Source organism: Sphingopyxis sp. BE259 (assembly GCF_031457495.1).
Classification (GTDB): Bacteria; Pseudomonadota; Alphaproteobacteria; order Sphingomonadales; family Sphingomonadaceae; genus Sphingopyxis.
Genome location: NZ_JAVDWM010000001.1, coordinates 2,035,973 through 2,053,573 on the forward strand (window position 1 = coordinate 2,035,973; position 17,601 = coordinate 2,053,573).

17 protein-coding genes and 1 tRNA gene are annotated in these 17,601 nt (G+C 63.3%); 12 read left to right on the plus strand and 6 right to left on the minus strand.

What is annotated here, in order from left to right; genetic code table 11:
- The first annotated feature begins 86 nt into the window (after positions 1-86).
- Positions 87-1,562, plus strand: a complete 1,476-nt coding sequence (locus J2X44_RS09890; protein ID WP_310089416.1) for a M20 family peptidase — start codon at positions 87-89, stop codon at positions 1,560-1,562.
- Positions 1,563-1,593: 31 nt separating this feature from the next.
- Here the strand turns inward: J2X44_RS09890 and J2X44_RS09895 are convergent.
- Both J2X44_RS09895 and J2X44_RS09900 read right to left on the minus strand, forming a co-directional pair.
- Positions 1,594-1,670, minus strand: a tRNA-Pro gene (locus J2X44_RS09895).
- 39 nt (positions 1,671-1,709) lie between these two features.
- Positions 1,710-2,027 carry a hypothetical protein gene (locus J2X44_RS09900; protein WP_310089415.1) on the minus strand — a complete coding sequence of 106 codons (318 nt, stop codon included), beginning with the start codon at positions 2,025-2,027 and terminating at the stop codon, positions 1,710-1,712.
- Positions 2,028-2,433: 406 nt separating this feature from the next.
- Between J2X44_RS09900 and ettA the strand changes: the two genes are divergently transcribed.
- The 3 genes from ettA (at position 2,434) to J2X44_RS09915 (ending at position 5,208) form a co-directional block, all read left to right on the plus strand.
- Positions 2,434-4,113 (plus strand): energy-dependent translational throttle protein EttA, encoded by a 1,680-nt coding sequence (gene ettA / locus J2X44_RS09905; RefSeq protein ID WP_310089413.1) that lies wholly within the window; start codon positions 2,434-2,436, stop codon positions 4,111-4,113.
- 71 nt (positions 4,114-4,184) lie between these two features.
- Positions 4,185-4,562: a PaaI family thioesterase gene (locus J2X44_RS09910; protein ID WP_310249266.1), complete on the plus strand. Its 378-nt coding sequence runs from the start codon at positions 4,185-4,187 to the stop codon at positions 4,560-4,562.
- Positions 4,563-4,635: 73 nt separating this feature from the next.
- The gene (locus J2X44_RS09915; RefSeq protein WP_310089410.1) at positions 4,636-5,208 is read left to right on the plus strand and encodes a DUF1579 domain-containing protein; all 573 of its coding nucleotides are present in this window, start codon (positions 4,636-4,638) and stop codon (positions 5,206-5,208) included.
- Between the two features lie 9 nt (positions 5,209-5,217).
- Here the strand turns inward: J2X44_RS09915 and J2X44_RS09920 are convergent, their stop codons facing one another.
- On the minus strand, positions 5,218-5,796 hold the full coding sequence (locus J2X44_RS09920; protein ID WP_310089409.1) for a hypothetical protein: 579 nt from the start codon (positions 5,794-5,796) through the stop codon (positions 5,218-5,220).
- A 13-nt stretch (positions 5,797-5,809) separates the two neighbouring features.
- Positions 5,810-6,451, minus strand: coding sequence for a carbonic anhydrase (locus J2X44_RS09925; protein WP_310089408.1), 642 nt, complete (start codon positions 6,449-6,451; stop codon positions 5,810-5,812).
- 62 nt (positions 6,452-6,513) lie between these two features.
- Here J2X44_RS09925 and lipA point away from each other — a divergent pair, with 62 nt between their 5' ends.
- Together lipA and J2X44_RS09935 are read left to right on the plus strand one after the other, a co-directional pair.
- Positions 6,514-7,446 carry a lipoyl synthase gene (lipA, locus tag J2X44_RS09930; protein WP_310089406.1) on the plus strand — a complete coding sequence of 311 codons (933 nt, stop codon included), beginning with the start codon at positions 6,514-6,516 and terminating at the stop codon, positions 7,444-7,446.
- A gap of 8 nt (positions 7,447-7,454) precedes the next feature.
- A complete protein-coding gene (locus J2X44_RS09935) occupies positions 7,455-7,934 on the plus strand; it encodes a type II toxin-antitoxin system RatA family toxin (protein ID WP_310089405.1) in 480 nt (159 codons plus the stop codon).
- On the opposite strand, the gene J2X44_RS09940 is transcribed toward J2X44_RS09935, so the two are convergent.
- Positions 7,877-8,434: a CinA family protein gene (locus J2X44_RS09940; RefSeq protein ID WP_310089479.1), complete on the minus strand. Its 558-nt coding sequence runs from the start codon at positions 8,432-8,434 to the stop codon at positions 7,877-7,879. The genes J2X44_RS09935 and J2X44_RS09940 overlap by 58 nt on opposite strands.
- Before the next feature lie 2 nt (positions 8,435-8,436).
- Positions 8,437-9,615: a bifunctional 2-C-methyl-D-erythritol 4-phosphate cytidylyltransferase/2-C-methyl-D-erythritol 2,4-cyclodiphosphate synthase gene (locus tag J2X44_RS09945; RefSeq protein ID WP_310089404.1), complete on the minus strand. Its 1,179-nt coding sequence runs from the start codon at positions 9,613-9,615 to the stop codon at positions 8,437-8,439.
- 95 nt (positions 9,616-9,710) lie between these two features.
- On the opposite strand from J2X44_RS09945, the gene dusB reads away from it, so the two are divergent.
- From dusB to hfq, 6 genes are all read left to right on the plus strand, one after another.
- Positions 9,711-10,709 (plus strand): tRNA dihydrouridine synthase DusB, encoded by a 999-nt coding sequence (gene dusB, locus J2X44_RS09950; RefSeq protein WP_310089403.1) that lies wholly within the window; start codon positions 9,711-9,713, stop codon positions 10,707-10,709.
- On the plus strand, positions 10,706-11,797 hold the full coding sequence (locus tag J2X44_RS09955) for an ATP-binding protein (RefSeq protein WP_310089402.1): 1,092 nt from the start codon (positions 10,706-10,708) through the stop codon (positions 11,795-11,797). Before dusB ends, J2X44_RS09955 begins: the two co-directional genes overlap by 4 nt.
- A complete protein-coding gene (locus J2X44_RS09960) occupies positions 11,794-13,203 on the plus strand; it encodes a sigma-54 dependent transcriptional regulator (protein WP_310089401.1) in 1,410 nt (469 codons plus the stop codon). Before J2X44_RS09955 ends, J2X44_RS09960 begins: the two co-directional genes overlap by 4 nt.
- Before the next feature lie 83 nt (positions 13,204-13,286).
- Positions 13,287-15,587: an ATP-binding protein gene (locus J2X44_RS09965; RefSeq protein WP_310089400.1), complete on the plus strand. Its 2,301-nt coding sequence runs from the start codon at positions 13,287-13,289 to the stop codon at positions 15,585-15,587.
- On the plus strand, positions 15,577-16,956 hold the full coding sequence (locus tag J2X44_RS09970) for a sigma-54 dependent transcriptional regulator (protein ID WP_310089398.1): 1,380 nt from the start codon (positions 15,577-15,579) through the stop codon (positions 16,954-16,956). The genes J2X44_RS09965 and J2X44_RS09970 overlap by 11 nt, the downstream gene beginning before the upstream one ends.
- Before the next feature lie 118 nt (positions 16,957-17,074).
- A complete protein-coding gene (gene hfq / locus J2X44_RS09975) occupies positions 17,075-17,575 on the plus strand; it encodes an RNA chaperone Hfq (protein ID WP_405053402.1) in 501 nt (166 codons plus the stop codon).
- Positions 17,576-17,601: the final 26 nt, after the last annotated feature.

Sequence of the window (17,601 nt, forward strand, 5' to 3'; positions counted from 1 at the left end):
CCGTCCAGCCATTGTCTTCTCCCAAACCATTTTCCTTGCAAAACGAAACCGATCGCGGTCCATTGTCCCGACAGCGGGAGAGAGACATGGGAAAGCGGCGTACGATCCTGATCGGGGGGCTGGCAGTCCTTGCGGTCGTCGCGGCAACGGTCGCCGTGCGGACCGCAAGTTTTACGGCTGCCAACATTGCAGACGGCAGCGACGTACGGCTTGCCGCGACGCCGCGCTATGATCTGGCGGCGGCGATCGCGCATCTGAGCGCCGCGGCGCAGATCCGCACGATCTCGCATCAGGATCCGGCGGACAACGACGTCGCCGAATGGGACCGGCTGCACGCCTGGCTCGCCGCAACCTATCCCGCGACCCATCGCGCCATGGCGCGCACCATTTTGCCCAACCGGACGCTGATTTATCATTGGCCGGGCAGCGATGCGGCGCTGGCGCCGATCATCGTCATGGCGCATCAGGACGTCGTGCCCGTCACCGAAGGGACCGAGGGCGATTGGAAATATCCGCCCTTCGCCGGGACTATCGCCGAACAGGCGGTGTGGGGCCGCGGGACGGTGGATGACAAGGGATCACTGGTCGCGCTGTTCGAGGCGATCGAGGCGCTGGCCGGACAGGGGTTTCAGCCCAAGCGCGGCGTGTATCTGGTGTCGGGTCACGACGAAGAGGTCGGCGGATCGGGCGCGGTCGCTGCGGCGGCGAAGCTCAAGTCCGAGGGCGTGAAGGCGATCTTCACGCTGGATGAGGGCAGCGTCGTGCTGACCGACACGCCGGTCATCAACAGCCCCGCGATCATGATCGGGATCGCCGAAAAAGGCTATGCGACGCTGAAGGTCACCGCCGAGGCGCCCGGCGGCCACAGCTCGATGCCGCCCGCCGAAACCGGTGTCGGTACGCTGGCGCGGGCGATTACCGCTATCACCGAAAAGCCCTTTCCGCTCAGTATTCGGGGGCCGGGCGCCGCGATGCTTGAGGCACTGGCGGCCGAAAAGGGTGGCACGACCAAGATGGCGGTCGCCAACCAATGGCTGTTCGGCCCAATCCTGAAGCGCCAGGTCGCGGCCACCCCATCGACGGCGGCGGCATTTCACACCACGATCGCTCCGACGATGCTGGAGGGAAGCCCGAAAGAGAATGTCCTGCCGCAAACCGCCAATGCGCTGATCAACTATCGCATCGCGCCGTGGAACCGGTCCGCCGACATCATGGCGCGCGCCAAGGATGCTGTCGGCGACTTGCCGGTCGAGCTGGCTTGGGTAAAGCCGCCGCGCGAGCCGTCGCGGGTGTCGTCGACCAGTTCACAAGGCTGGAAATGGATTGCCGCGACGGCGCGGGCCGACGCGCCGGGCGCCGTGCTGTCGCCGATCCTGGTGGTCGGCGGCACCGACAGCCGTAGCATGGAGCCGGTGTCGGAGGATGTGTATCGGTTCATGCCGATGCATTTTTCGCTGAAAGAAACGGCGATGATCCACGGCACCAATGAGCATATGAAGATCGACAGCTTCAAGCGCATGATCGATTTCTATGCGCGGCTGATCGCGACGTCGGCGGGATAGTCGGCGGCAGGATCAGGTCGGCTGGGGTCAGTGGTCGGGGAGACAGGATTCGAACCTGCGACATCCTGCTCCCAAAGCAGGCGCGCTACCGGGCTGCGCTACTCCCCGACTACTGCCCCGCGCCTTAGCCAGCGCATGGGCACAAGTCTAGCCGCGCGAACGGCGGGCAAAGAAAAAGGCGGCCTTCCCGAAGGAAGGCCGCCAAATTCTAGTTTCGGTCAACGCCCCGAAGGGCTGTGACTTACTTCTTTTCTTCAGCCGGAGCGGCCGGAGCAGCAGCGGCGTCGGCCGGAGCAGCAGCGGTCGCAGCAGCGTCGGCCGGAGCAGCAGCTTCGGCACCAGCGGCAGCAGCGTCAGCACCAGCAGCAGCGGCTTCAGCGCCAGCAGCAGCGGCATCGGCGCCTTCTTCAGCAACAGCTTCAGCAGCCGGGGCTTCCGTGGTGGCTTCTTCAGCAGCCTTTTCACCGCAAGCGGCGAGGGCGAACATGCTGGCAGCAACGGCGATAGCAGCAAATTTCTTCATGATGTGTGGGCTCCCTAAAATGCCTTACCGCGTCGGGGAAACTTTCCCGTTCCGCGAGCGGCGGGATTTAGCCGTTCCGTATGGATCGTCAACAAAAATAATTGAGATGGCCTGCGCTGGCGGAAATCTGTCATTCCTGCGTCACATTCGACAGTCCCGGTGGTCGCTCCGCGTTAGCGAGAATCGCCAAATTGTCTTCCGACGCCAGTGGATCATCGCCTTATCGCTGCCCGTGCGATCTGCACCGCAAGGCGTTGATTGCCAAATTCGTGCCCATTCGCTAACCGGCGCGCAACTGACATTTCGTCCCGCCGCGCCCGCGGCGCAGCTTATATCCGGAGCATTTCCATGGCCGCCCAATATAGTTTCGTGATGAAGGGTCTGAACAAGACCTATCCCGGCGCGCAAAAGCCGACGCTGAAGGATCTAAGCCTGCAATTCTATCCCGATGCCAAGATCGGCATCGTCGGCCCGAACGGCACCGGCAAATCGACCCTGATGAAGATCATGGCGGGGATGGACACCGAATTCACCGGCGAAGCCTGGGCAGGCGAGGGGATTACCGTTGGTTATCTGGCGCAGGAGCCCGAGCTTGATCCGAACAAGACGGTCAAGGAAAATGTCATGGACGGCGTGCGCGGCGTCGCCGACATGATGGACCGCTTCAACGAAATCAGTACGCTGATGGCCGATCCACCCGCAGACGCCGATTTCGAGGCGCTCATGGACGAAATGGGCACGCTGCAGGAAAAGATCGACGCGGTCGATGGCTGGACGCTCGACAACCAGCTCGAGATCGCGATGGAGGCGTTGCGCTGTCCGCCGGGCGATGCGAGCGTCGCGAACCTGTCGGGCGGCGAAAGGCGCCGCATCGCGCTGACGCGTCTATTACTCGAAAAGCCGTCGATCCTGCTGCTTGACGAACCGACCAACCATTTGGACGCCGAAAGCGTCGCGTGGCTGGAGAAGCATCTGGTCGATTATCCAGGCAACGTCATTCTCGTCACCCACGATCGCTACTTCCTTGACAATGTCGTGAACTGGATCCTCGAACTCGATCGCGGCCGCTATTTTGTCTACGAAGGCAATTATTCGACCTATCTGGAGAAGAAGGGCAAGCGGCTCGAACAGGAGTCGCGCGAGGACGCCGGCCGCCAGAAAGCGATCAAGGACGAACTCGAGTGGATCCGCCAGTCGCCCAAAGCCCGTCAGGCCAAATCAAAGGCGCGTATCAAGAGCTTCGACCAGCTGGTCGAGGCGCAGGAAAAGCGTATCCCCGGCAAGGCGCAGATCGTCATCCAGGTGCCGCAGCGCTTGGGCGGCAAGGTCATCGAGGTCGAGAATATCTCGAAGGCCTATGGCGACAAGCTGCTCTTCGAAGATCTGTCCTTCTCGCTGCCCCCGGGCGGCATCGTCGGGGTGATCGGACCCAACGGCGCGGGCAAATCGACCTTGTTCAAGCTGATCACGGGACAGGAAACCCCCGACAGCGGCAAGGTGACGATCGGTGACACCGTCCATCTGGGCTTCGTCGACCAGAGCCGCGACGACCTGAAACCCGACAACAATGTCTGGCAGGAAATTTCGGGCGGCGCCGAGATGATGAACATCGGCAAGCACGAGATGCAGACCCGCGCCTATGTCGGTGCGTTCAACTTCAAGGGCGTCGACCAGCAGAAGAAGGTCGGCCAGCTATCGGGCGGTGAACGCAACCGCGTCCATATGGCCAAGATGCTGAAACAGGGCGGCAACGTCCTGCTGCTCGACGAACCGACCAACGATCTCGATACCGAAACGCTGGCCGCGCTTGAAGAAGCATTGGAGAATTTCGCGGGCTGCGCGGTGGTCATCAGCCACGACCGCTTCTTCCTCGATCGCCTCGCGACGCACATTCTGGCGTTTGAGGGAGACAGCCATGTCGAATGGTTCGAGGGCAATTTCGAATCCTATGAAGAGGACAAGATCCGCCGTTTGGGCGACGACGCAACGCGGCCGCATGCGACGTCGTACAAGAAACTGACGCGCTGACCGCGATGGGGGAGGCGGCGCCGATCTCGTCAAGCTCGATCCGGCTGGATGCTGATGCACTCAACGCTTTTATGGCCGAGGCCTTCCCTCACTCGGTGCCCGGTTCTCGCGGCACCGTCGTCTCGGCCGTGCCGGGCCATATTCAGGCCCGCATGGACCCGACCGAATTGGCTTTGCGCCCCGGCGGGCTGATCTCCGGCCCGACCCAGATGGGTTTTGCGGATATGGCAGCTTATGCGCTGGTCCTCGCGCATATCGGCCCCGTCGCGATGGCTGTGACCAGCGCGCTCAATTACCAGTTCCTGCGCCCGTGTCGGCCGGGTCCGCTGTTCGCCGACGCGCATATGCTGCGGCTCGGCAAGCGGCTGGCGGTGATGGACGTGCGGATATGGACCAATGATGCCAACAAGCCAGTCGGGCAGGCGAATGTGACCTACGCGATTCCCTGAATCTCCGCTCCAAGACCTATTTTCCCCGGGTGTCAGCTGTGTTATATCAGCAACACAATACGGGAGGATCATCATGCGAATTGTTCTTGTCGCCGCAGCCATGCTGTCCGCCGCCATCTTGCCCGCGCAAGCGCAGATGCGGACCGATCCCGCGGTCGTCGCCGAACAAAAGGCCGCGATCGCCAAACTGGCGAAACTGCATGGCGAATGGCGCGGCACCGCGACGATCACCAGTCCAGGCGGCGCGATCAAGCTCGTGCAGACCGAACGCGCCGGCCCTATGCTTGACGGCACCGCGCTGGTCATCGAGGGGCGCGGATATGACGAGGCGGGCAAGCTGGCGTTCAACGCTTTTGCGGTCATTTCCTACGATGCCGCAACCGACCAATATGCGATGAACAGCTGGACCGACGGCCGCACCGGGAAATTCCCGTTTGCGGTGACCGATACGGGTTTTGAGTGGAGCATTCCGGTCCCGAACGGCGCGACGATCAAATATGTCGCGACGGTCGCCGATGGCAAATGGACGGAAGTCGGCCGCTATGTCGGCGTGGGCATGCCGCCGGTGGAGTTTGCCAAGCTGGAGGTCGCGCGGATCGGCGATACCGATTGGCCCGCCGCAGGGTTCGTCACCGCCAAGCCGTGACGGGTCAGGTCAGGCTGGCGGCACTTCCCACAGCACCAGCTTGGTCGCGTGCACGTCTTCGCGCGCCTTTGCGGCGTCCAGCCGCTCCAGCTTGATGCTGCCTTTCAACGCGCCCATTTCGATCATCGCGCCGATCACCACGACGCCGCCCGCGCCGACGTCGATCGAAAATTCGGCGGGGTGCGCCAGCTTTGCCTTGGCGGTGGCGACATGCAACTGATGTTGCCCCGGCCCAACGTCAGCCATCAGCATCTGGCCTGACTTGATCTGACCTTTGGCTGCGCCGTTCAGCGTCACGTCCATGCCCTGCAACGCCGCGACGAACCCGCGCCGCGTGATGTAGATCCGTGCTTTCCCCGCGGGTGCCTGCATTGTCCGAGCGTCGGCGATCGCCGCGGCGTCGGCCTTGGCACCACCCTTGTTGCTCGACAGCGCCCAGAAACAGAAGATGACGATGCCGCCGATCAGCAGCACCGACAGGATGAGCAAGGTTTCGGGCGACAGGACACTGGCCAGCGATGGACCCATGAACGCGCCGACAATTGCTGCCACAACGATCAGCGTCAGCCACATTGCATTCTTGCTCATGTCGCGCTCCTGTTCAGGCGGCGGGTGAAAACTCCCCGCTCGCTTCGTCCAAAAGATGCAGCACCCCGTCGCTGATCGCGAAAAAGGCGCCGCGTAGCCGCAGCGTTCCGCGCTTTTCCTTTTCCTGGATGCAGGGGAAGGTGCGCAGATTGTCGATGCTGACGCGCACCGCGGCCATTTCCATCGCGCGCCCGGCGTCGCGGTTGTCGATGTCGGCGTGTTCGCGGCGGACCTGATCGCTGGCGTCGTCGAGCATCGCGATCCAGTCGGCGATAAAGCCGCCACGACCCGGCTCGGCGCCCGCCATCGACCGGTGCAGCGCGGCGTGGCAGCCGCCGCACAGACCGTGGCCCATCACGACGATTTCTTCGACCTTCAAGAACTGGACGGCGAATTCCAGCGCCGCCGACACGCCGTGGCGCCCAGGCGTCGTTTCAAACGGCGGCACCAGCGCGGCGACATTGCGGACGACAAAGATTTCGCCGGGATTGGTGTCGAAAATCTGCGACGGTTCGACGCGGCTGTCGGAACAGGCGATGACCATCACCTTGGGCGATTGGCCAACCGCCAATTCGTCCCAGCGGGCGCGTTGCTCCTGCCAGCCGCCGCTACGGAAACGGCGATAGCCGTCGATCATGTCAGCAAAGTGAGTCATGGATTCGCCTTAGCATAGGTAGAGAGGTTGAGAAGAGGCGCGGGCGCGACTATGTGGGCGGAATGAACGCTCCCGCATCACCCGCCGCGACCCCCAGCCAGCGCACCCGCAAGCCCGACTGGATTCGCGTCAAGGCGCCGACCAGTCCCGGCTATGCCGAAACGCGCAAGCTGATGCGTGAGCTTAACCTCAATACCGTGTGCGAAGAGGCGGCGTGTCCGAACATCGGCGAATGCTGGACCAAGAAGCACGCGACGGTGATGATCCTGGGCGATACCTGCACCCGCGCCTGCGCCTTTTGCAACGTCAAGACCGGGATGCCGCGCGCGGTCGATCCGTTCGAGCCCGAGCATACCGCGATCGCGGCCGCGAAAATGGGACTCAGCCACATCGTCATCACGTCGGTCGACCGCGACGACCTGCCCGACGGCGGCGCGAGCCAGTTCGTCAAAGTGATCCAGGCGCTGCGCCGCGAAACGCCGCAGACGACGATCGAAATTCTGACCCCCGATTTTCGCAACAAGCCCGAAAGCGCGATCGCCGCGATCGTCGATGCGCGGCCCGACGTCTATAACCATAACCTCGAAACCGTCCCGCGGCTCTATCCGACGATCCGCCCCGGCGCGCGTTACTATGCGTCGCTGCGCCTGCTCGAAAGCGTCAAGCGCCGTGATCCGTCGATCTTTACCAAGTCGGGGATCATGCTCGGGCTGGGCGAACAGCGAATGGAGGTGCATCAGGTGATGGACGACATGCGCAGCGCCGACATCGATTTCATGACGATGGGGCAGTATCTGCAACCGACCCCGAAGCATGCCAAGGTTATCGACTTCGTGACGCCGCAGGCGTTCGACGCCTATGCCCAGATCGCGCGCGCCAAGGGCTTTTTGCAGGTCGCTTCGTCGCCGCTGACGCGGTCAAGCTATCACGCCGGCGATGATTTTGAACGGATGCGCGCCGCGCGCGAGGCGCAGCTGACGCGCGCTGTTGGCTGACCCCAGTCTTGCCCAGGCATCACGAAACCCGCGTTCTGCCGTATAGCGACGAGCAGATGTTCGCGCTCGTCACCGACATCGCGCGTTACCCGGAGTTCCTGCCGTGGGTTATCGCGCTGCGTATTCGTACCGATAGCGAGCATGAAACGGTCGCCGACATGATCGTCGGGTTCAAGGGGCTGCGTGAGAGTTTTTCGTGCCGTGTGCACAAGGACCGCCCGGGTGCGGTGACCGTCAGCTATATCGACGGCCCAATGCGCCACCTGAACAACGAGTGGCATTTCGCCGCGGTCGAGGATGGCGGGTGCCGCGTTGACTTCATGGTCGACTTCGCCTTCCGCAGCCGAATGTTCGAGGCCTTGGCCGGCCAGATGTTCGACAAGGCGCTGCGCAAGATGATCGCGGCATTCGAAACGCGCGCCGACGATCTTTACGGCGCGGGGAGGGCAATGTCCTCCGAGGGCCGCAGCGCGTCCCTTTCAGGCTGAAGCAGGTCGAGCGCGAACAGCGTCGCGTGATGGCGGATCGCGGCGCGATCGCCGCCTTCGAACTGCACCCGCTGGGTGAAATAATCGTCAGGGTCCTGGCCGCGGAGCGCGCGCGCAAAAACGACAAGCCCCACAGGCTTTTTCTCCGATCCGCCGCCCGGACCGGCGATGCCGGTGATCGCGACGGCAATATCGGCGTCGCTGTTGGCTAGCGCGCCGGTGGCCATGGCCCATGCTGTGGCCAGCGAGACTTCGCCAAAGGTTTCGAGAATTTCGCTGCTTACATCGAGTTGGCTCTGCTTGGCATGGCCCGAATAGGTGATGAAACCCGCGGAAAACACGTCCGAACTGCCCGCGATGTCGGTCAGCGCGGCGCTGACCATGCCGCCGGTGCAGCTTTCGGCGACTGCAACCCTGCGCCCCGCGGCGCGGTTGCCCGCCAGCACGCTTGTCGCCAGCGCGTCGCGCACCAAAAGGCGCGATTCTTCGTCAGGCAGCACGGTCAATTCTCCGGAAGTTGCAAAGTCGCGACAGCCTGTGCAGCGATCCCCTCGCGGCGGCCGGTGAACCCCAGCCGCTCTGTCGTTGTTGCCTTTACACTAACCCGGTCGAGCGGAATCGCAAGGATTTCGGCGATGCGCGCGCGCATCGCGGCGCGGTGGGGGCCGATTTTCGGGGCTTCGGCGATGATCGTCAGATCGACATGAACAATACGACCGCCGCGCGCGACAACCCGTTCGGCGGCGAAAGCCAAAAAGCGATGCGACGCGGCGCCGCGCCATTGCGAGTCGCTGGGCGGGAAATGATCGCCAATATCGCCGTCGCTCAGGGCGCCCAAGATCGCGTCGGTCAGCGCGTGAAGCCCGACGTCGGCATCACTATGCCCTTCAAGTCCATGACTATGAGCGATTTCTATCCCACCAATCCACAGCGGCTTGTCCGCCACCAACCGATGGACGTCGTAGCCCATTCCGACGGTAGTTCGTGTCATGGCCTCGATTCCCAATAAGCCCGAGAGGATCGCCATATCCTCGGCATATGTCAGTTTGTGGAGGCGCGCGTCGCCCGCCACGGTGGCAACCGCGACTCCCAGTCGCCGCACCAGCTGTGCATCGTCGGTGGCGTTGGCGTCGACCGCTTCGGCATGAGCCAGCCGCAATGTGCCAAGACGAAAGGCCTGCGGAGTCTGAACGCGCGCCAAAGTGGTGCGGTCGATGACATCGCCAGCGACATCTGCGGCCTGCTCGACGAGCGTGTCGGGAACGGGCAACGTCGGGATGGCTGCCTTTGCGAGGTCCAGCGCGGCGAGCAGTCCGTCGATGATGTCGGCGGTCACGCCGGGCCGCGCGGCGTCGTGGACAAGCACCGGCGTCGCATCGTCGCGATCGGCAAGTGCGGCCAGCGCGTTGGCGACCGATTGCTGGCGTTCCATCCCGGGATTGGCGGAAATCCAACCTTGGGGGAGATCGCCCAGCGCCGCCATGACGTCATCATTGGCGACCAGCACGCCGCCGCCGATCGTCGGATGCACAGCAAACGCATCGAGGCTCCAGCGGAGGACCGGTTTGCACCCGAGCATCGCCAACTGCTTGGGCACCGCGAAACCGGCACGGCTGCCGAGGCCACCCGCGAGCAATATCACCATCGTGCGGGGCGGGATCGGGGGGACGGACTCGGTCATCGTGACCGGCGGTTAGCGCAGCCGCAGCTTGCGGGAAAGCGGCTTAGCGTGTACGGGCTGCTCAAATTTTAGGCAATCAGACGAAAGCTCCCGCCATGGCGCCGCTGCGGCCCATCCAGATCGGCAACATCACCATCGCAGATCCCGTGATCCTGGCGCCGATGACCGGCGTCACCGATATGCCGTTCCGCACCCTGGTGCGCCGCTATGGCTCGGGGCTCAATGTTACCGAGATGATCGCGAGTCAGGCGGCGATCCGCGAAACGCGGCAGTCGGTTCAGAAAGCGGCGTGGCACCCGGTCGAAGAACCAGTGTCGATGCAGTTGGTCGGTTGCACTCCTTATGAAATGGGCGAGGCGGCGAAGCTGAACGAGGATCGCGGCGCCGCGATCATCGACATCAACATGGGCTGTCCGGTGCGTAAGGTCACCAACGGCGACGCGGGGTCAGCGCTGATGCGCGACCTGACGCTTGCCGCGGCGCTGATTAAGGCCTGCGTCGAGGCGGTAAAAGTGCCGGTGACGGTCAAGATGCGGATGGGTTGGTGTCACGACAGCCTGAACGCGCCTGAGCTGGCGCATATTGCCGAAGATCTGGGCGCCAAGCTCGTCACCGTCCATGGCCGGACCCGCAACCAGATGTACCGTGGCGAGGCGGACTGGAGTTTCATTCGTTCGGTCAAGGAGGCGGTGTCGATTCCGGTCATCGCCAATGGTGACATTTGCTCCGCCGATGACGCCAAAACCGCTCTGGCCCAAAGCGGCGCCGATGGGGTGATGATCGGCCGCGGCGCCTATGGCCGCCCCTGGTTATTGGGGCAGGTGATGGCGGCGCTGCGCGGCGAGGGTGAACGTCCCGACCCCGGAATCGACGAACAATATGACGTCATTACATCGCATTATCGGGCGATGATCGATCATTATGGTGAAATCACCGGGGTCAATATGGCGCGCAAGCACCTCGGCTGGTACGTCAAGGGGCTGCACGGGTCGGCCGAGTTTCGCAACATGGTCAACCAGATCCCCAGCAGCCGCGATGTGCTCGACGCACTCGAACGCTTCTACACCCCGTTTCTGAGCAAGGCCGCGGCGTGAGCGCGCTCACGTCGAGCATCCCGACCATCGACCATGACGAGTTGATCCACTCGCACCCCGTTCCGACATTGTTGATCGACAGGGGCGCCGTGGTGCTTTTCGTCAACGCCGCTGCCGAACAGATGTGCAACATGAGCCGGTCGGCGATGATCGGGCGCGTCGTGTACGACGTGATCGACATGGACCGCAGCTATCGTCAGCGGATGAGCGACGCCGCAACGTCGGCGCTGTTCGCGCACCGGGCCGAGATTTCGGTGGGCGGCCGTAAAGCAATATATGTCGATATGCAGATGGTGCCTTATGGCCAAAGCGGCCATCGCATTCTTGCGCTGATCCCGGCGCAAAGCGATGCCGAACTGATGGGCGGCGCAATCGGGCGGTCGGGGCGCGCGGCGGGCGGCGCCGCATCGATGCTGGCGCATGAAATCAAGAATCCGCTGGCGGGCATCAAGGGCGCGGCGCAGTTGCTGGCGCGCAAAACCGATGCCAGCGGCGAACGCTTTACGACGTTGATCGTCGCCGAGGTCGACCGGATCGCGACGTTGATCGACCAGATGGAGCATTTCTCGCGCGGCCAGCCGATCGCCTGCGCGCCGATCAACCTGTACCAGCCGATCCACCAAGCGATGGAAACCGCGCGCGCGCGCCAGTTCCCCGGTGTGCGTTTTGCCGAGGATTTCGACCCGTCGCTGCCGCTGGTCCACGGCAACCATGACGCCATGGTGCAGATATTGCTCAATCTGGTCACCAACGGCTGCGAAGCGCTTGGCGGGCGCGACGATGGCGTGGTGCGGCTGGCGACCGCGTATCGCCATGGGCTGTCGATCGACAATGGCGACGGCCGCGGCCGTATCGCGCTGCCGATCGAGGTCAGCGTCAGCGACAATGGCCCCGGCGTTCCCGCCGACATTCGCGGCGACCTGTTCGATCCGTTCGTGACGACCAAGCGTGAGGGGCGGGGGCTGGGTCTGGCGCTCGTCGCCAAGCTGGCGCGCGATATGGGGGGCACGGTCCAGCATATGCGCGACGGCGAGTGGACGCGCTTTCGTGTCCATCTGCCGGTGGCACAACAGGGACGCCGCGCATGAGCAACCGCAAGACGATCCTGCTGGTCGAGGATGACCCGGCGATCGCGATGATCATTCGCGAGACGCTGGTCGGCGAATGCGGCCATTTTGCGTCGGTTGGCAGCATCGCCGAACGCAACGCCTGGCTGGCCGACAATCGTCCCGACCTGGTGATTACCGATGTCGTGCTGCCCGATGGCGACGGCATCGATTCCTTGCGGATCGACGCGGCGACGCCGGTCATCGTGTTGTCGGCGCAGAACACGTTGGACACCGCTGTGCGTGCGACGGGCATCGGCAGTTACGACTATCTGCCCAAGCCGTTCGACCTCGACGAGCTGACCGCGAGCGTGCGCGCCGCGTTGCAGCGCCGGGCCGAACCGGCGGTCGGCACCGATCCGGCGCAGGCCGACAGTCATGGACTGGTCGGCCGGGCGCCCGCGATGCAGGCGGTTTATCGCACGATCGCCCGCCTTGCTTCGAATGATCTGGCGGTGCTGATTCTGGGCGAATCGGGGACGGGCAAGGAAGTCGTCGCGCGCGCGATCCATGCGACCGGGCTGCGCCGATCCGGGCCGTTCGTCGCGATCAATATGGCGGCAATCCCGCGCGAGCTGATCGAGGCCGAACTGTTCGGTCACGAAAAAGGCGCGTTCACGGGCGCGCACAGCCGCAACGCGGGGCGCTTCGAGCAGGCGGCGGGCGGCACCCTGTTCCTTGACGAAATCGGCGACATGCCGCTGGAGGCACAGACGCGGCTGCTGCGGGTGCTGCAAAGCAACGAATATTCGACCGTCGGCGGCAATCAGGCGCTGCGCGCTGACGTTCGCGTTATCGCCGCGACGCACCGCGACATGCGGACCCTGGTCGCCGATGGGCGTTTCCGCGAGGATCTGTTCTACCGGCTCAACGTGATCCCGGTGACGCTGCCGCCGCTGCGTGACCGGCGCAGCGACATTGCCGCGCTGGTCCGGCATTTTGTCGACGCGGGGCGCGGTTCGGGGCTGCCCGACCGGCAGTTTGCGCCCGCTGCGATGCAGTGGCTGGAACGCCATGACTGGCCAGGCAATGTTCGCGAGCTGGGCAATGTCGTCCAGCGGCTGGCGGTGTTGTCGCGCGACACGGTGGTGACCGCGCGCGATGTCGAAACGGTGCTGCACGAAAATGGCGAGGGTGGCGGCGGAGTGGCGCCCGCCGACCTGATTGCGCGCGCCGTCGACGATTGGGCGCGCGAGCAGATGGCGAGTGACTCACCCGACGGCGAACTCCACGGCCAGCTTGAAGCGATCGTCGAAGCGGCGCTGTTTCGCCGCGTCCTGCTCGACGTGCGCGGCAACCAGCTGGAGGCCGCGCGGCGGCTCGGCATCAATCGCAACACGTTGCGCAAGCGACTGGGGCAGCTCGAGATCGATCCCAGCCACCTTTGAGCAACCGAACTAGCTCATAATAGCGGCATTCGGGCGTCATGCGCGACGTTTGTGTGTTTTCTATGCAACAGGTTTGTCGTAGCATGGCAACAATGGCGCATGCGGCTCCCCTGACTCACGATATCGATTCCGCCGACCAGGACGCGCGCTCGGGCTTCTGGCGCTTTGCGGCGCCCGAATATTACACGCTGGCGCTGATCGTCAGCATCGGCATCGCAACTTATATCTTTGTCACCGGCGACGCGCAGAGCGAGCGATTGCTGACCCCGGCGCTGGTCGCCGCGATCATGGTCGCCAATCTGGTGCCGGCGATGGCGCTGATCGTGCTGATCGGCAGCCGCGTGGCCCGCGCGCGCGCGGTGCGGTCGATGGAGGGCGGGAACGGACGTCTGCATGTCCGGCTGGTTGCGCTGTTTTCGATGATTGCTGCGGTGCCGACCTTGCTCGTGGTGATCTTCGCCTCGCTGCTGTTCCAGTTTGGCGTCGATTTCTGGTATTCCGACCGCTCGCGGGGCATGTTCGAAAATGCCGCGACGCTGGCGCAGTCCTTTTATGAAGAAAGCCAAAAGTCGGTCGCCTTGCAGACGGGCGCGATGTCTAAAGACCTCGGCAAGTATCTCGATAGCCAGGCAATCGACAGCATCAGTTTCCAGGATGCCTACGGGTTTCAGGTTGTCGTTCGCGAACTCAATGAATCCGCGATTATCGAGGTAGGGCGCGATGGGATTCCCCGGACCGCGGTGATCATCGACCCTGACAACCGGGCTGCCGAAGGTCGGGTTACACCGACGATCATGGAACGGCTTAACGCTGGCGAAGAAGTCGTGGTCACGCGAAGTGCCAACAGAATTGAAGCGGTCACACGCCTTCCCGGCAGGCCCAATGCATTTCTTTATGCGTCACGTGCCGTGTCCAGTCTCGGCCAGCAGCAGATCCAACTCGCTCGGACGGTGCTCGCTGACTATAATGCCCTGTTCGACCGCTCGCAGCTTTTGCAGCTCCAGTTCAACGGCGCTCTTTACCTGGGTTCGCTCCTGCTTCTGGCGCTTGCGGTGATTGCCGCGATTGTCGTTGCCGACCGCATCGTCCGTCCGCTCGGGACGCTGATTGGGGCGACGCGCACGGCGGCGGGCGGCGATCTATCGGTGCGCGTCACGCCGCCGGCGCGCGATGACGAGATAGCGGTGCTGACCCGCGCCTTTAACCGGATGACCGAGCAGTTGCAGGGGCAGACGGGGGCACTGGTCAGCGTCAACGAACAGCTGGAAGCGCGGCGCAGCTTTATCGAGGCGGTGCTCAGCGGCGTTTCATCGGCCGTAATCTCGGTCGATGCGGATCACCGCATTCAGCTCGCCAACGCCGCGGCCGAGCGGCTGATCTGCCAATCGGCCGATTGCCTGACCGGGCGGCCGTTGGCCGAGGTCGCGCCCGAATTGTCGCAACTTCTCAGTGGCGACGAGCGCGAAGCGGTGGTGCAACTGGCGCGGCCCAACGCCGAGCCCGCGACCCTTGCCGCCAAAGCGGTCGCGCAGGGCGATGGCTTTGTCCTGAGTTTTGAGGACATTACCCAACAATTGCTCGACCAGCGCCGGGCCGCTTGGTCCGACGTCGCGCGCCGCATTGCGCACGAGATCAAGAACCCGCTGACCCCGATCCAGCTTGCCGCCGAACGGCTGCAGCGGCGGTTCGGCGACAAGATTGAGGGCGACAGCGCGACGTTCAAAAAGTTGACCGATACGGTAGTCCGCCAGGTGCATGACATGCGGCGGATGGTCGACGAGTTTTCCAGCTTTGCGCGGATGCCCAAGCCGACCTTCGGGGTCGAGGATGTTCGCGACATCCTGCGCCAGGCGGTGTTCCTGTTCGAGGTGGCCAAGCCCGACATCGTCTTTGCGGTGAACACTCCGGACGGGATCGAACCGCTGGTTTGCGATCGCCGCCTGCTGTCGCAGGCCATGACAAATATCGTCAAAAACGCCGTGGAAGCGATTGAAGAAAATTCTAAAAATTTCGAATCGGTACCAATCGGACATATTGACGCAGAGCTGGCGACAGGGCCGCATGGCGAAATCCTGATCCGCGTGGCCGATGACGGGATCGGCTTGCCGCAAGCGCGTGAGACGATCGCCGAACCCTATATGACGACGCGGCAGGGTGGCACCGGGCTGGGGCTTGCGATCGTCAAAAAGATCGTCGAGCAACATTATGGCGAACTCGAGTTTTCCGACAATCCCGCGGGGCAGGGGACGTGCGTCACGCTGACCCTGCACCCCGATCGCCTGCAAGGATTGGCCGGGAAGGGCGACGAAACAAGCATGGGACAGGCAGAATCGGTTCCGGGGCGGATCCGCAACCGACAGGACAGAGAAGAACATGGCGCTTGATATTCTGATCGTTGATGACGAGCGCGACATTTGCGACCTCGTCGCTGGCGTCATGGAAGACGAAGGTTATGAGGCGCGCACCGCGTCCGACAGCGATTCGGCGCTCGATGCGATCCGTCAACGGCGGCCGTCGCTGGCGCTGATCGACGTGTGGCTCCAAGGCTCGCGGCTCGATGGTCTGGGGCTGGTCGAGGCGATCAAGGCGTTCGACCCGACGCTGCCGATCATCGTAATTTCGGGGCATGGCGGGCTCGATACCGCGGTCGCCGCGATCCGCCGCGGGGCGTTTGACTTCATCGAAAAGCCGTTCGAAGCCTCGCGCCTGCTACATCTCGTCGCGCGCGCGACCGAGAACGAGCGGCTGAAGTTCGAATATGAACAACTGCGCGAAAAGGCGGGGCCATCGGACGAGCTGACCGGCACCAGCGCCGCGATCAACAATGTCCGCGCGACGCTGAAACGCGTGGCGGGGACGGGGAGCCGCGTCCTGATCACCGGCGCCGCCGGGGTCGGCAAGGAAGTCGCCGCGCGCGTGTTGCACGGGTGGAGCGGGCGACACAATGCGCCGTTCCGGGTGATCTCGTCGGCGCGCATGGACCCCGAAACGGTCGAAACCGAGTTGTTCGGGGCTGAAAGCGACGATGGATCGATCCGCGTCGGCTTGCTCGAACAGGCGCATGGCGGCACCTTGTTTCTCGACGAGGTCGCCGACATGCCGCTGACGACGCAGGGCAAGATCCTGCGCGTGCTGACGGACCAGAGCTTCACCCGGGTTGGCGGTCGCACGATGATCCGGGTCGACGTGCGGATCATTTCCGGGTCGGCGCGCGATCTGATGACCGAAATCGCCGAGAGCCGCTTTCGCGAGGATCTCTATTATCGGCTCAATGTCGTGCCGGTGCATATCCCGCCGCTGCGCGAACGCCGCGACGACATCGCCAGTCTGTGCGATCATTACATCCGCCGCTATGCCGCCGACCGCCGGGTGCCGCCGCCCGAGATCAGTTCGGAGGCGATGGCCGCGCTGCAAGCGCATGAATGGCCGGGCAATGTCCGCGAACTTCGCAACGTGATCGAGCGCGTGATGATTTTGGCGCCAAGCGATCGGCTGACGCGGATCGACGCCGACATGCTGCCGGGTGAGCTGGTGCGCGGTGGGACCGATATTTTGCCGAATTCGGAATCGATCACGACGATCCCGCTGAAGGAAGCGCGCGAGAATTTCGAACGCGAATATCTGCGCATCCAGATCAACCGTTTTTCGGGCAATATTTCGCGCACCGCGACGTTTATCGGCATGGAACGCTCGGCCCTGCACCGCAAACTGAAACTTTTGGGGCTCACCGAGAGTTCGGAGGGCGAGGGGTAGAGGCTTTACGCTAGACCTGGCGCATGCTTTGCCGCATATTGTTTGTCAGAAGAAGGTCTTGAAAGCCGGAAAACCGGTAGCGTACCCGCGGGTTTCCCGCCAAAAACAGGAGGCAAATGTGTCCGATAAAAATCAGAATCTCCAGGATATTTTCCTAAACGCACTTCGCCGCAGCAAAACCCCGGTGACCATGTTTCTGGTCAAGGGCGTCAAATTGCAGGGCATCATCACATGGTTCGATAATTTCTCGCTGCTGCTGCGCCGCGATGGTCAGTCCCAGTTGGTTTACAAGCACGCGATCTCGACCGTGATGCCGTCGCACGATTTCGACCTGTCGCTGCTGGGCGACAATTTCCGCGACGCGCCGGCGAGCAAGGGCAAGGCTTTGCAGGACGTGTTCCTCAATGCCGTGCGCAAATCCGATGAATCGGTCACGATGTTTTTGGTCAACGGGGTGATGTTGCAGGGCGATATCGTCGCTTTCGATCTGTTCTGTATGCTGCTTGAACGCGAGCGGCAGGTTCAGCTGGTCTATAAGCATGCGATCTCGACGGTGCAGCCAAACGGGCCGATCAATCTGACCGACAGCGAACCCGACGCTGAAGCGGACAACGCCTGATCGACCCGATAACCGACAATGAAGAC